Annotated in this window: 12 protein-coding genes; 6 read left to right on the top strand and 6 right to left on the bottom strand. The window is 70.3% G+C overall.

The features are described 5' to 3' along the window. The 3 genes from G6038_RS27870 to trmB all read right to left on the bottom strand — a co-directional run. Positions 1–2,555: MMPL family transporter (locus tag G6038_RS27870; RefSeq protein ID WP_165041775.1), on the bottom strand; the 2,555-nt coding region annotated here is incomplete at its 3' end. Between the two features lie 9 nt (positions 2,556–2,564). Next, positions 2,565–3,257, bottom strand: a complete 693-nt coding sequence (locus tag G6038_RS27865; RefSeq protein WP_100058493.1) for an NYN domain-containing protein — start codon at positions 3,255–3,257, stop codon at positions 2,565–2,567. Continuing rightward, positions 3,254–4,036, bottom strand: a complete 783-nt coding sequence (gene trmB / locus G6038_RS27860) for a tRNA (guanosine(46)-N7)-methyltransferase TrmB (RefSeq protein ID WP_206025745.1) — start codon at positions 4,034–4,036, stop codon at positions 3,254–3,256. The genes G6038_RS27865 and trmB overlap by 4 nt, the downstream gene beginning before the upstream one ends. 123 nt (positions 4,037–4,159) lie before the next feature. Here trmB and G6038_RS27855 point away from each other — a divergent pair, with 123 nt between their 5' ends. The 4 genes from G6038_RS27855 to G6038_RS27840 all read left to right on the top strand — a co-directional run bounded on the left by G6038_RS27855 (position 4,160) and on the right by G6038_RS27840 (position 8,697). Next, a complete protein-coding gene (locus G6038_RS27855) occupies positions 4,160–4,777 on the top strand; it encodes a hypothetical protein (RefSeq protein ID WP_165041771.1) in 618 nt (205 codons plus the stop codon). Then, the gene (locus G6038_RS27850) at positions 4,774–6,231 is read left to right on the top strand and encodes a hypothetical protein (RefSeq protein WP_165041769.1); all 1,458 of its coding nucleotides are present in this window, start codon (positions 4,774–4,776) and stop codon (positions 6,229–6,231) included. Before G6038_RS27855 ends, G6038_RS27850 begins: the two co-directional genes overlap by 4 nt. A 10-nt stretch (positions 6,232–6,241) precedes the next feature. Next, positions 6,242–6,589 carry a DUF6802 family protein gene (locus G6038_RS27845; RefSeq protein ID WP_165041767.1) on the top strand — a complete coding sequence of 116 codons (348 nt, stop codon included), beginning with the start codon at positions 6,242–6,244 and terminating at the stop codon, positions 6,587–6,589. Between the two features lie 278 nt (positions 6,590–6,867). Next, the gene (locus G6038_RS27840; RefSeq protein ID WP_165041766.1) at positions 6,868–8,697 is read left to right on the top strand and encodes a phosphoenolpyruvate carboxykinase (GTP); all 1,830 of its coding nucleotides are present in this window, start codon (positions 6,868–6,870) and stop codon (positions 8,695–8,697) included. Between the two features lie 78 nt (positions 8,698–8,775). Here the strand turns inward: G6038_RS27840 and G6038_RS27835 are convergent, their stop codons facing one another. The 3 genes from G6038_RS27835 to G6038_RS27825 form a co-directional block, all read right to left on the bottom strand. Next, positions 8,776–9,252 carry a VOC family protein gene (locus G6038_RS27835; protein ID WP_165041764.1) on the bottom strand — a complete coding sequence of 159 codons (477 nt, stop codon included), beginning with the start codon at positions 9,250–9,252 and terminating at the stop codon, positions 8,776–8,778. 158 nt (positions 9,253–9,410) lie between these two features. Then, entirely contained in the window at positions 9,411–10,577 is a 1,167-nt protein-coding gene (locus tag G6038_RS27830) for a zinc-dependent alcohol dehydrogenase (RefSeq protein WP_165041762.1), read from the bottom strand. Then, positions 10,577–11,116 carry a hypothetical protein gene (locus G6038_RS27825; RefSeq protein WP_165041760.1) on the bottom strand — a complete coding sequence of 180 codons (540 nt, stop codon included), beginning with the start codon at positions 11,114–11,116 and terminating at the stop codon, positions 10,577–10,579. The genes G6038_RS27830 and G6038_RS27825 overlap by 1 nt, the downstream gene beginning before the upstream one ends. A 304-nt stretch (positions 11,117–11,420) precedes the next feature. On the opposite strand from G6038_RS27825, the gene cysK reads away from it, so the two are divergent. Together cysK and epsC are read left to right on the top strand one after the other, a co-directional pair. After that, positions 11,421–12,356 carry a cysteine synthase A gene (cysK, locus tag G6038_RS27820; protein ID WP_165041758.1) on the top strand — a complete coding sequence of 312 codons (936 nt, stop codon included), beginning with the start codon at positions 11,421–11,423 and terminating at the stop codon, positions 12,354–12,356. Positions 12,357–12,363: 7 nt separating this feature from the next. Further along, positions 12,364–12,942: a serine O-acetyltransferase EpsC gene (gene epsC, locus G6038_RS27815; RefSeq protein WP_006940242.1), complete on the top strand. Its 579-nt coding sequence runs from the start codon at positions 12,364–12,366 to the stop codon at positions 12,940–12,942. Positions 12,943–13,106 lie beyond the last annotated feature (164 nt).

Raw genomic sequence — 13,106 nt, 5'->3', positions numbered from 1 at the left:
GGACGATCCTGCGGGGGAGCGGGCGGATTCGGCGCCGGGATCCGGCCCGACGGATTCTGCGCTGCCGGCGCCGGCTGCTGCGGCCGTGCCTCGGGAGCCTCCGGGCTCGCACCGGCCGGACGACGCCGGAGCGGCCGGTCCCGGTCCTCCGGTGCCCGAGCCGGCGGCTCGGCCGGGCGCGGGGCGCGCGGCGGGGCCGCTCGGCGGGGTGGCGGCTGCAGGTCGCGGACGCGCCGTTGCTCGGCGGCCGAGCGGGGTGCGGCGATCTTCGGCAGCGGCTGCGTCATCGGATCGTCCGTGGCGACGCCGGCGACGGTGGGCAGGCGGTGCGACCCGGTGGCCGCGACGGTCGCCGGACCGAACATGCCGACCGTGATCAGCTCCGGCACGTCCTGCGGCATGAGCTCGTTGTCGAGGATCGGCTCCGCGAGCCCGATCCTGGCCTGGATCCGCTTCATCCACGCCGGTGCCCACCAGCAGTCGTCGCCGAGCAGTTTCATCGTCGCCGGCACGAGCAGCATGCGGATCACCGTGGCGTCGATGATCAGGGCCGCGATCATGCCGTAGGCGATGTACTTCATCATCACCAGTTCGGAGAAGCCGAAGGCGCCGGTGACGACGATCAGGATCAGCGCCGCGGCGGTGATGATGCGGCCGGTGTGCGCCGTGCCGATCCGGATGGATTCGGTGGTGCTCGCCCCTTGCGAGCGGGCCTCGACCATGCGGGAGAGCAGGAAGACCTCGTAGTCGGTGGACAGGCCGTAGATGATCGCGATGATCAGCACGAGCACCGGCGACATGATGGGACCGGGCGTGAAGTTCAACGGCCCGGCCCCGTGACCGTCGATGAAGATCCACGTCAGGATGCCGAGGGTGGCGCCCAGGCCCAGCGCACTCATCAGCGCCGCCTTGATCGGCAGCACCAGCGACCCGAACGCCAGGAACATCAGCAGGGTCGTGAGCACGATGACCACCGTCACCATCAGCGGCAGCGTGTTCATCAGCGCGGCGATCGAGTCCTGTTCGATCGCCGGTGTGCCGCCGACGAGCACCTCCACGCCGTCGGGCCACGGCGCCGCATGCAGGTAGTCGATGGTCTCGGCGGCGGTGTTGCGGTCCTCGAGCCCGGCCTTGACGACGCGGACGCCGTCCCGCGCGGGGCCCTCGATGGTGAACTTCTCCACCAGGCCGGGAGCCGCGCTGGCCGTCTGGATGATCTCGTTGAGGTCGCCGCCCTCGGCGCCGCGGACGACGATGCGCACCGGCTCGGCGCGCTGGCCGGGGAACAACTCGTCGAACTGTTCCTGGGCGAGCCGCGTCGGATGGTCGGGCGGCAGGTAGGTCTCGTTGATGCCGCCGAACTTGATGCCGGTGAGCGGCACGATGAGTAGCAGCAGGCCGATCACCGTGGGGATGGTGACCTTGAGCGGATTGCGCATCACCCACCGGGTGATCCGTCCCCAGATGCTGTTCTCGACCTGCTCGTTGGACTGGATCTGCCCGAACCGGGACCAGCCCCACTTGTCGATGTTCCGGCCGAGGATGGCCAGCATGGCGGGCAGCAGCGTGATCGAGGTGATCGCCGCCAGCGACACCGTCGCGATCGCGCCGTAGGCGACGGACTTGAGGAAACCCTGCGGGAACAGCAGCAGGCCGCCGAGGCTCGTGACGACCATCGTGGCGGAGAACACCACGGTGCGCCCGGCCGTCATCACCGTGCGGCGCACGGCGGCGGGCGCGGCGTAGCCCTCGGCGAGTTCCTCCCGGAACCGGGACACCATGAACAGGCCGTAGTCGATCGCCAGGCCCAGGCCGATCAGCGACACCACGGGCGCGACGAACGAGTTGACCTCGGTGAAGTTCGTGATGAGCCGCACGATGCCGTTCGCGGCGACGACCGTCAGGCCGCCGGTGATCAGCGGCATCGCGGCCGCGATCACGCCGCCGAAGACGAAGAACAGCAGGATTCCGACCGCCGGGATCGCGAGGAGCTCCATGCGCTTGATGTCCTGCGCCATCGTGTCGTTGAGGGCGCCGGAGATCGGTTGCAGGCCGGCGAGCTGCACGTCGACCCCGTCGATGAGGAACTCGTCCTTCACGTCACGGAAGTTGTTGGTCAGCTCGGTGTCGTTGGCGCCCGCGATGGCGACCGACGCCACGGCGTGCTGCCGCGACTGGTCCGCCAGCGCCGGCACGGCCGGGGCTCCGTTCGTCGGCCAGTACGCGCCGTTGATCTTCAGGATCTGATCCGGATGGTCCGCGACCAGCGAGTTGAGACTGTCCTTGACCTTCGCCGCGAACTCCGGGTCGTCGACCGTCCTGCCCTCCGGCGCCGTGTACAACGCCAGGACGTCGCCGTTCGTGTCGCGGCCGAAGGTGCCGTCGGCCAGCTTCGCCGCAGCGACGGACTCCGAGCCGGGATCGTCCCAGCCGCTCTGGCTGAGATGATCGTTCAGGCTCGCGCCGTACCCGGCGAGCCCGAGCAGACCGGCCACCATCACCGCGATGACGGTGAAGCGCGCACGGTGGACGAGCTCTCCCCAGCGGTCGAACACGAAACTCTCCTATTCGGCCACGCTCTTGCGGCCCACGAGCAGGGCGGACAGCGGTCGGAACGGCTGCAACCAGGCGCCCTCGTCGGGCAGCGAGTCCAGGCTCACGCGTGGCAGCGGCTCGCGGAACACCCCCGGGATGTCCTCGAGGTCGACGAAGTCGAGCACCTCGGACGTGACCGCCCAGCTGGCGTGCTCGCGGAAACCGAGGACCTGCACCGCCACGCCGGTCGCGGCGATCTCCTCGAGCGGTTCCCGGAACGCCTGCCCGTCGGCGGAGGCGACCATCACCCCCGCCAGACCCTCACTGCGTCGCAGCGCGATGTGCCGCAACATGTCGGAGTCTACGTCGCTGTCCTCGTCGATCTTCGGCTTGGCGAACACCGCGAAGCCGACGTTGCGCAACGCCTCGACCCACGGGCGCACGACGTCGGCGCTGCCCGGCGCGATGTTCGTGAACACCGTCGCCTCGGGGTCGAGGGTGGCCGTCGTGGTGCGCGAGAGCTCGGACGTGCGGCCGAGCAGCCACCGTCCGAGCGCGTCGAACCGCGGCCGGTATGCGGCGGTGGGCCGGCCGCCGAGAATGGCACCGAGACCCATGTCCAGGTTCGGCGCGTCCCACACGAGCAGCACCCGCTCGTGCCGCTCGGTGCCGTCCGCAGTGGGGGCCGCGGACACGTCGGACAGTTCTTCGTGGACGCTCATGCCCTGATCTTCCCCCAGACCAGCTCCGTGATGCTGCTGCCCACCCGCTGCGCCTTGTCCTCGAACTTCGTGACGGGGCGCTCGTGGCTGATGGGGGACTCCCAGTCGAGTGCCGTCAGCAACGGCTCGGCGTTGCCCGCCTCGGCGATGGCCTCGGCGTACTCGGCGTGGTCCGTCGCGACGTGCAGCACGCCGCCCGGCTGCAGCCGGCTCGCGATCAGGGCGAACGTCGGCGGCTGCAGCAGGCGGCGCTTGTGGTGGCGGGCCTTGGGCCACGGGTCCGGGAAGAACACCCGCACGCCGGTCAGCGACTCGGGGGCCACCATGTGCTCGAGCACCTCGACCGCGTCGCCGCGCAGGATCCGCAGATTCCGGATCGGCGTGTCGGTGTCGTAGGTCCGTTCGATCTGCTGCAGCGTCTGCGCGATGCCGGGCTTGTAGACCTCGACGGCGATGAGGTTCACGTGCGGTTCGGCCCGGGCCATCGTCACCGCGGCCGTGCCGGTGCCGGAGCCGATCTCCAGGACGACCGGCGCCGAGCGGCCGAACCAGGCGCCGACGTCGACCCGGTCGTCGCCGACGTCGCGGCCCAGTTCGGGCCAGCAGCGGTCCCACGACTCCTGCTGCGGGAGCGTCAGCGCACCCCGCCGCGAGCGGAAACTCGTCACCCGCGGGTACAGACGGTTTCCTCGGGTCGGGCGCTGCTCCAGCGTCTCGGTCGTGTCCAGATCGGCGTCGTTCACCCGACCATTGTCGCGTATCGGGAGGGTGTGTGGCAGGAGGGACAGAAGTGACCACAGTGTTTTCTCAGGGTGGCGAGCTTTTCCGGGGCGCCGGTCCCCCGAGCCGCTGCCGTCGACGGCAGCCTCTGCCAGAATCGGCGGCGACACACGGGGGTGGTCATGGTGGGGGATGCGGGGGTCGCGCACGCTCGGTGGCGGCGGATCGTCGAGGACGTCGGCCGGTTCGACGCCCGGGCCGGCCGGCAGGTGCAGTGCGCCCTCGACCGGCGCGACGCCCCGCTGCGGGTGCAGATCGCCGGTCGCGGCGGCGCCGTCCGTCCCGCCCTCCGCGCAGCCGTCGAGGCGGCGGTCGCGGCGGCGGCACTCGTCGACACGGTGGAACTCGACTCGCCGGACCGGCCCGAACCGGTCCTCGACGCGGACGTCGTCCTCCTCGTGCTCGCGGCGCGGGCCCACCCCGCCGATCTGGCGGCACTCGCCCGCCCCGCCGATCCGGCGGCGCTCGTCACTGCCGACGACGAACGCCTCGTCGTCGTGCTCGATCGCACCGAGGGACTCGAGGATGCCGAGGCCGCGTTCGCCCGCGCGGCTGCGCACGTGCGACGGCCGGTCCTCGCGCCCGGCTCCGCGCCGCCGGCGGTCGTCGAGCGACTCGGTTCCGCGCGCCGCCGCCGCGACGCCGTGCTCGCCCGCGACCTGGCGGGCATCGGTGCCGGCCCGCGGGCCCGCGACGTCATCGAGGCCGCCCTCGACGACCTCACCGGATCCTCGCGGTGATCCCGGCCGACGTCGGCGACGTCGTGCGCCGCTGGAACCCGGAGGGATGGGCGCGGCTGCACGCCACGCCGGACCCGCCGCGGATCCGGGTGGCCGGGGTCGACGGCTGCGGCCGCGGGGCGCTCGTCGACGAGCTCTCCGCGCTCGGCCCGGCCGTCGAATACGTCCGTGACGGTCCCGCCTCCGTCGTGCTGATGGTGTTCGAGGCGTCGGCCCACCTCGGCCGGACCGAACTCGCCGTCCTCGAGTCCGCCGGGCGCGGCAGCGGCCGCGTGGTGTGCGCGCTCACCGGGACCGACGCGCACCCGGACTGGCGGGCGGTGCACGAACGGGACGTCGCGCTGCTGCAACGGCACGCACCCTGGCTCGGTCCGGTGACATTGCTGCCCGTCGGAACGTCGCTCGCCGCCCGCGCCCGCGCCGTCGGCGGCGACGCGGGAGCGGTGCTGCGGCTCGAATCCGGGATCGTCGACCTGCACGAGGCGCTCACGGCGGCGCTCGTCCCGGGCCCGCACACGGGCCGGGCCCTGCACACCGCCGTCGTCGCCGAGACCCGCCACCTCGTGGCGCGGGCGGTCGCTGCCCTGCGCGGCGGCGACGACACCGCGGCGCTGCGCAGCGAACGGGCGCGGTGGAGCCTGCGGGCAACCATCCCCGCCGACGACGGAGGGCTCCGCGCCGAGCTGCAACGGGCCCGCATCGACACCGCGCAGGCCGTCGCGGCGGCCGTGCGCGCCTCGTCCGCCGAACTACGCGACGCGATCGAGGCGGTGGACCCGGCGCACGTGCCGCACCTGCTCGACGACGTGGTCCGCGACCTGCACGCCCGGGTCGACACGGTCGTCACCGACCGGCTGGCCCGGATCGGACCGGGTGACCCGGCACCGGCCGGGCCGGCGACCCTGCTCCCGCGGCCCGCGCCGCCCTCCCCGCGACATCCCGTGGAGGACCGCCTCACCGTGCTGATCGGCGCGTCGGCCGGGGCGGGGCTGGGACGCGTCGCGGTGTCCCCGCTGTCCCTGGTGCCCACGCTGGAGCTGGCGACGGTACCGCTGAGCCTGCTGCTCGGCGCGGCGGCGGCCTGGTGGCTGGTGCGGGTGCGACGACGGCTCGCCGAACGGGACCGGATGCGCCGGTGGGCGCTCGAGGAGCTCGTCGAGGTGCGCGCCGAGCTCGAGGCCGTCGCGCTCGAGCGCATCGTCGACGCGGAGGCCCGGCTCGGGTCCGCGCTCGCCGTCGCGCGCACCGTCCGGATCGCCACGGCGCGCGACCGCATCGCGGCCCTGGACGACGAGCTGAGACGTCGCGCCGAGGACCGTGCCGGGCAGCTGGCGGCGTGCGAGCGCGATCTCGCCGTACTCGCCCGGGCGGGAACCGCCGGCCGGGCGGGCGCGTCCAACGGGATGACAGCGTCCGACGGGACGACAGCGTCCGAGGGTGTGACACGGCAGTGAGGAGCGCGCGATGGTGGACGGATTCGTCGGCATCGACGAGGTGGGGGAGCCCGACGTGCCCGTCCCGGGACGTCCCGCGTTCGGGCCGGGGCTGGCCCCCACGCTGCTCGACCCGGCCGGACCGGGCGTGCTGCCGCCGGCCGTGGACGTCGACGGCGACGGACTGCTCGACACCGTCACCTTCGCCACCGCGGAGGCACTCGTCGTCGCATCGGACACCGACGCCGACGGGTGGTTCGACCGGGTCACCGAACTCGGCGACGACGGGCGGTTCGGAGTGTGGCAGTTCCGGCGCGACGTCGACGGTGCGGAACACTGGATCCGGATTGACGAAGGTCACCTCGATCGGGAAAAGTGAGGCAAATCGCCCGTGCCCGGGGCGTGTGAGGCGGGTACTGTGTTCGCCCTCTGAATCGTTTCTGTGACATTTCCGACCGGCCCCGATTGCCATCACCCCGAAGTCCGGCGTTAACCTCTATGAATAGGACATCCGGCGCCCGCCTCGTCCGTTCGGCCACGGAGGAAGCGGGTGGTACCCCTGCCGAGAGGGGGAGTCCGGGTCCGCCGCTGGTCCCTGGGACGGTTCGTCGCAGGTCGGGGGAGGGATCCGGTTCCGGCGCACCCCAGGAGAGTTTGATGACCTCAGTGACCATTCCCGGTCTGAACGGCACCGATGGCAAGCCCCCGACCCAGCACGCCGAGCTGCTCGCATGGGTACAGGAGGTCGCCGAACTCACTCAGCCCGACCGGGTCGTCTGGGCCGACGGGTCCGACGAGGAATGGGACCGGCTGACCACCCAGCTGGTCGAGGCCGGGACCTTCACCCGCCTCAACGACGAGAAGAAGCCCAATTCCTTCCTGGGCAACTCCGACCCGTCGGACGTCGCGCGCGTCGAGTCGCGCACCTTCATCTGCTCGCGCAACGAGGTCGATGCCGGACCGACCAACAATTGGATGGATCCGGCCGAGATGCGGGCGACCATGACCGAGCTGTACCGCGGCAGCATGCGCGGGCGCACCCTCTACGTGGTGCCGTTCTGCATGGGCCCGCTCGGCGCGGACGACCCGAAGCTCGGCGTCGAGATCACCGACTCGGAGTACGTCGTCGTCTCCATGCGCATCATGACCCGCATGGGTACCGCGGCCCTGGAGAAGCTGGGCACCGACAAGCCGTTCGTCAAGGCCCTGCACTCCGTGGGTGCGCCGCTCGAGCCCGGCCAGAAGGACGTGCCGTGGCCGTGCAACGACACCAAGTACATCACCCACTTCCCGGAGGACCGGGAGATCTGGAGTTACGGCTCCGGCTACGGCGGCAACGCCCTGCTCGGCAAGAAGTGCTACTCGTTGCGTATCGCTTCGGCCATGGCGCACGACGAGGGCTGGCTCGCCGAGCACATGCTGATCCTCAAGCTGATCTCGCCGGAGGACAAGGCCTACTACGTCGCGGCCGCGTTCCCGAGCGCCTGCGGCAAGACCAACCTCGCGATGATCCAGCCGACCATCCCGGGCTGGCGCGCCGAGACCCTCGGCGACGACATCGCCTGGATGCGTTTCGGTGAGGACGGCCGGCTGTACGCGGTGAACCCGGAGTTCGGCTTCTTCGGCGTCGCCCCCGGCACCAACCACGGCTCCAACCCCAACGCCATGAAGACGATGGAGGCCGGCAACACGCTGTACACCAACGTCGCGCAGACCGACGACGGCGACGTGTGGTGGGAGGGCCTGGAAGGCAATCCCGAGCACCTCATCGATTGGAAGGGCAACGACTGGACTCCCGAGTCCGGCACCCCGGCCGCGCACCCGAACTCGCGCTACTGCACACCGATGTCGCAGTGCCCGATCCTCGCCCCCGAATGGGACGATCCGCAGGGTGTGCCGATCTCCGCGATCCTGTTCGGCGGTCGTCGCAAGACGACCGTGCCGCTGGTGAGCGAGTCCCTCGACTGGCAGCACGGCACCTTCCTCGGCGCGACGCTGTCGTCCGAGCAGACCGCCGCCGCCGAGGGCAAGGTCGGCACCGTCCGTCGCGACCCCATGGCGATGCTGCCGTTCATCGGTTACAACGCCGGCGACTACCTGAACCACTGGATCAACATCGGCAAGTCCGCGGACTCGGACAAGCTGCCGAAGATCTTCTACGTCAACTGGTTCCGTCGCGGTGACGACGGCCGCTTCCTGTGGCCGGGCTTCGGTGAGAACTCCCGTGTGCTCAAGTGGATCGTCGATCGCATCGAGCACCGGGCCGGCGCCCAGACCACGCCGATCGGCTTCGTGCCGACCGCCGCGGACCTCGACCTCGAGGGTCTCGACGTCGACCGCGACGACGTCGACGAGGCGTTGAAGGTCGACGTCGCGGAGTGGAAGGAAGAGCTGCCGCTCATCGAGGAGTGGTTCGAGTTCCTCGGCGAGAAGGTGCCCTCCGGCATCCGCGACGAGTTCGAGGCCCTGAAGCAGCGCCTGGCCTGACGCTTGCTCGACCGAATGTCACATCGGATCGCTTGGATCGATCCGATGTGACATTCGGCGTTTCAGGGTGCGGGATGCTCAGGACGACTGGTTCGCGAGCCACTCGTCGATGCGACGTCGTGCCTCTTCGGGCGCGACGTCCTCGACGCGCGTCATGATCGCCCATCGGTGCCCGAACGGGTCGAGGATCGTCCCGAACCGGTCTCCGGTGACGAACGTCGACGGTTCCTCGAAGACCTGCGCACCCTGCTCGACCGCGCGGGCGAACGTCGCGTCGGCGTCGGTGCAGTACAGCACGTAGGAATGGTCCACGGTGTTCGTCCCGTCGGGTGCGCGCAGCCCCATGGCCGGCGCGGGGTCGCTCAGCTGGAGCCGGCCGTGCCCGAAGTCCAGTTCGGCGTGCGCGATCGTGCCGTCGGGCCCGTCGGTTCGTTCGACGACCTCGGCGCCGAAGACCGTGCGGTAGAACTCGACGGCCCGGGCCGCGCCGTCGACGACGAGGAACGGCGTGAGGGAGGTGTAACCGGCGGGGATCGGATTCACGGAATGCGTCATGCGACGAGTCTCGCGTCGTCGCGGCCGGTGGTATTGAACATTTCCGACATTCCCCGACGCGGCGGTGGCCGAATGTCACACAGGTTCGATTCGATCGAATGTGTGTGACATTCGGCCCGCTGCAGGACCCGCTGCAGGGTGTCGGCCCGGCACCGGAGTCACGGCCGGAACACCGCGCGCACGCAGCCGTCCTTCTTGTCCTTGAACATCTCGTACCCGCGCACCGAGTCCTCGAGCGACATGTCGTGAGTGATCAACAGGCTGGGGTCGAGCTTGCCGGCCTGCACGTGCTCGAACAGCCGCGGGACGTACCGCTGTCCGTGTTGCTGGGCGGTGCGCAGGGTCAGGCTCTTGTTGGTGAGCAGGCCCATCGGGAACTTGTCGGTGAGACCGTAGACCCCGAGGACGGACACCACCCCACCCTTGCGGCACGCCATGATCGCCTGCCGCAGCGGCGTGGCGCGGTCGGTCTCCATCCGCAGCGCCTGTTTGACGCGGTCGTAGATCTGCATCAGGCCGGTGCCGTGGGCCTCCATGCCGACAGCCTCGATGCACGCGTCGGGTCCGCGGCCGCCGGTGCTCTCGCGCAGCGCCTCCTGCACGCTGTCCTCGGCGGAGTAGTCGATCGTCTCCAGACCCAGCCGGGCGGCGAGGTCGAGGCGTTCGCCCAGGCGGTCGACGACGATCACTCGTTCGGCGCCGAGGATCCGGGCGCTCACGGCCGCCATCAGGCCCACGCCCCCGGCACCCCACACTGCGACGGTGTCGCCGGGGGAGATGTCGCAGAAGTCGGCACCCATGTACCCGGTGGGCACCGCGTCGGACAGGAACAGGGCCTGCTCGTCGGTGATCCCCTCGGGGATCGGGAAGCAGTTGACGTCGCCGAACGGCACTCGTACGTACTGCGCGTGCGAACCCTGGTACCCGCCGAACGGGTGGGTGTAGCCGTAGATGCCGCCGGACGGGTATCCGAGCAGCGGCTGCTGCATCGCAGCGTTCGGGTTGGTGGTGTCACACGCCGAGTACAGGTCGTGGTCGCAGTACCAGCAGGCACCGCACCCAATGAACGACGGCACGACGACGCGGTCGCCGACGTTCACGGAGGTGACCTCCATGCCCTTCTCGACGACGTCGCCCATGAATTCGTGCCCGAACACGTCGCCCTCCCGCATGCCGGGAAGATAGCCGTCGATGAAATGCAGATCGGATCCGCAGGTGGTCGTGAGACGGACCTCCACGATCACGTCGTGCGGGTTGAGGAGCTTCGGGTCCTCGACCGTCTCGACGGACAGGTCGTTCACGCCCATCCAGCACAGGGCTCGCATCAGTGGGATCCTTCCGATTCGCGTCCGCGGGCGCTGGGATTGACGCGCAATGTGGGCATCTCGCCCGTCTGCAACAGCGCGCGGGCCCGGTACAGGGCGGTGAACGTGGCCGCGCCGGTGATCAAGTCGGGCACCGGGGTGTCGGCCCGCATGCTCACCTCGGTGCCGAGGCCGTGCGGGGCGGTGGCGAACGACAGGAGGACCCGGGGCGGCTGCGACGAGTCGCCGGCGTCGGTGGCGACGAACTGCAGTTCCCGGTCGCTCTCGAGCACGCGTGTCTCCCACGTGATCGGGTCGGCGCCGAGTTCGAAGGTCCACCGGAGACGGTCGGGGCCGCTCGCGGCGACGGAGGTGCGCTCACCGAACACCTGCGACAGGTTGGCGGGCTCGCGCCAGAACCGTTGCACCGTCTCGCGGGGTGCGCCGATGGTGACGGTCTGCTGGGGACCAGGGTGGGAGCCGGTGCGTTCGACGACGCGACGGACGACGCCCTCGATCTGCCGCCCGGATCTCTCCACGGTCTTGACGATGTCGAACACGGGTTTCTCCTTCCGGGCGCGGGCGGGGGCCTGTCCCGTGCCGGGTCTGGTGGGCGACGCCCTACCGCAGCGGGTGGCGCTGCCCCTGCAGGGTTGCGACCGGCCGGCCGGCGACGTTCCGGGCGTGCCGGTGACGAGTCATGATGTCGGCTACCCGCGGGAGCAGGGTGGGCAAACCGGTGGATCCCGGGCGGCCGGATCGCTGTGCGGCTCCCCACGTGAATCGGACATCCGCCGGAATGATGCAATAGGTGACGACGGAACCAATCCGGTCGGCACTACGACCGGGAGGAGGATCGGGCCCATGAGCGGTATCTACAACAATGTCACCGAGCTGGTCGGGCGAACCCCGATCGTGCGGCTGAACCGGCTGACCGAGGGTCTCGGCGCCCAGGTCGCGGTCAAGCTCGAGTTCTACAACCCGGCCAACAGCGTCAAGGACCGGATCGGCGTGGCGATCATCGACGCCGCCGAGAAGTCCGGTGAGCTGCGCCCCGGCGGCACCATCGTCGAGGGGACCAGCGGCAACACCGGTATCGCGCTGGCCATGGTCGGTGCCGCGCGCGGCTACAAGGTCATCCTGACGATGCCCGAGACGATGTCCACCGAGCGTCGCGTGATGCTGCGGGCGTTCGGCGCGGAGATCGTCCTGACCCCCGGCTCGGAGGGCATGGCCGGCGCGGTCGCGAAGGCGGAGGAGATCGTCGCGAAGACCGAGAACGCGATCCTCGCCCGCCAGTTCGCCAACCCGGCGAACCCGGAGATCCACTACCAGACCACCGGTGAGGAGATCTGGAAAGACACCGAAGGCGCGGTCGACATCTTCGTCGCCGGCATCGGCACCGGCGGCACGATCACCGGCGCGGGGCGCAGGCTCAAGGAGTACAAGCCGGAGGTGAAGATTGTCGGCGTCGAGCCCATCGATTCGCCGATCCTCACCGGCGGGCAGCCGGGTCCGCACAAGATCCAGGGCATCGGCGCGAACTTCGTGCCCGACGTGCTCGACCGCGAGGTCTACGACGAGATCGTCGACGTCTCGTTCGACGACTCCGTCCGCGTGGGCCGGGATCTCGGCACGCAGGAGGGCATTCTCGGCGGCATCTCGTCCGGCGCGATCGTGTGGGCGGCTCTGGAGCTGGCCAAGCGTCCGGAGAACGCCGGCAAGCTCATCGTCGCCGTGGTCTGCGACTTCGGTGAGCGGTACATCTCCACTCCGCTGTTCGAGCACATCCGGGACTGAACGCATCGTGAGTGTTCTGCGCACCCTCCGGGAAGACCTGCAGGCGGCCCGCGGCCACGATCCGGCGTCGCGCGGTGACATGGAGAACGCCCTCGTGTATTCGGGGCTGCACGCGATCTGGTCGCATCGGCTGGCACACCGGATGTGGGCGCGGCCGGCGCTGCGGGGACCGGCCCGCATCCTGGCGCAGTTCACCCGCTTCCTCACGGGCATCGAGATCCACCCCGGCGCGACGATCGGACGTCGCTTCTTCGTCGATCACGGCATGGGCGTGGTGATCGGGGAGACCGCCGAGATCGGCGAGGACGTGATGATCTATCACGGCGTCACGCTCGGCGGCCGGTCGCTGGCGCGGACCAAGCGGCATCCCACCATCGGCAACCGGGTCACCATCGGCGCGGGGGCGAAGGTCCTCGGGCCGGTGGTGATCGGCGACGACGTCGCGATCGGCGCGAACGCGGTGGTCACGCGCGACGTGCCCGCCGATTCGATCGCCGTCGGCATCCCGGCGACGATCCGCCCCCGCAAGCAACACGAGGAACTCGTCGACCCGGCCTGTTACATCGATCCCGCGATGTACATCTGACGCCTGCTGCCGCGTGGGGGCCGAATGTCACATCGCGTCGATCCGATCGACGCGATGATGCTCCTATGTTCCGTCAAGGGGGTTTGGGGTTCCGGTGGTGGTGAGCAGGCGGAAGACTTCGCGGGCTACGGCACGTTTGAGGCAGCGGATGATCTCGCGGGTGC

This window comes from Rhodococcus sp. 14C212 (genome assembly GCF_011058195.1).
Lineage (GTDB): Bacteria > Actinomycetota > Actinomycetes > Mycobacteriales > Mycobacteriaceae > Rhodococcus > Rhodococcus aetherivorans.
This window is presented reverse-complemented; position numbering and strand designations above follow the sequence as displayed.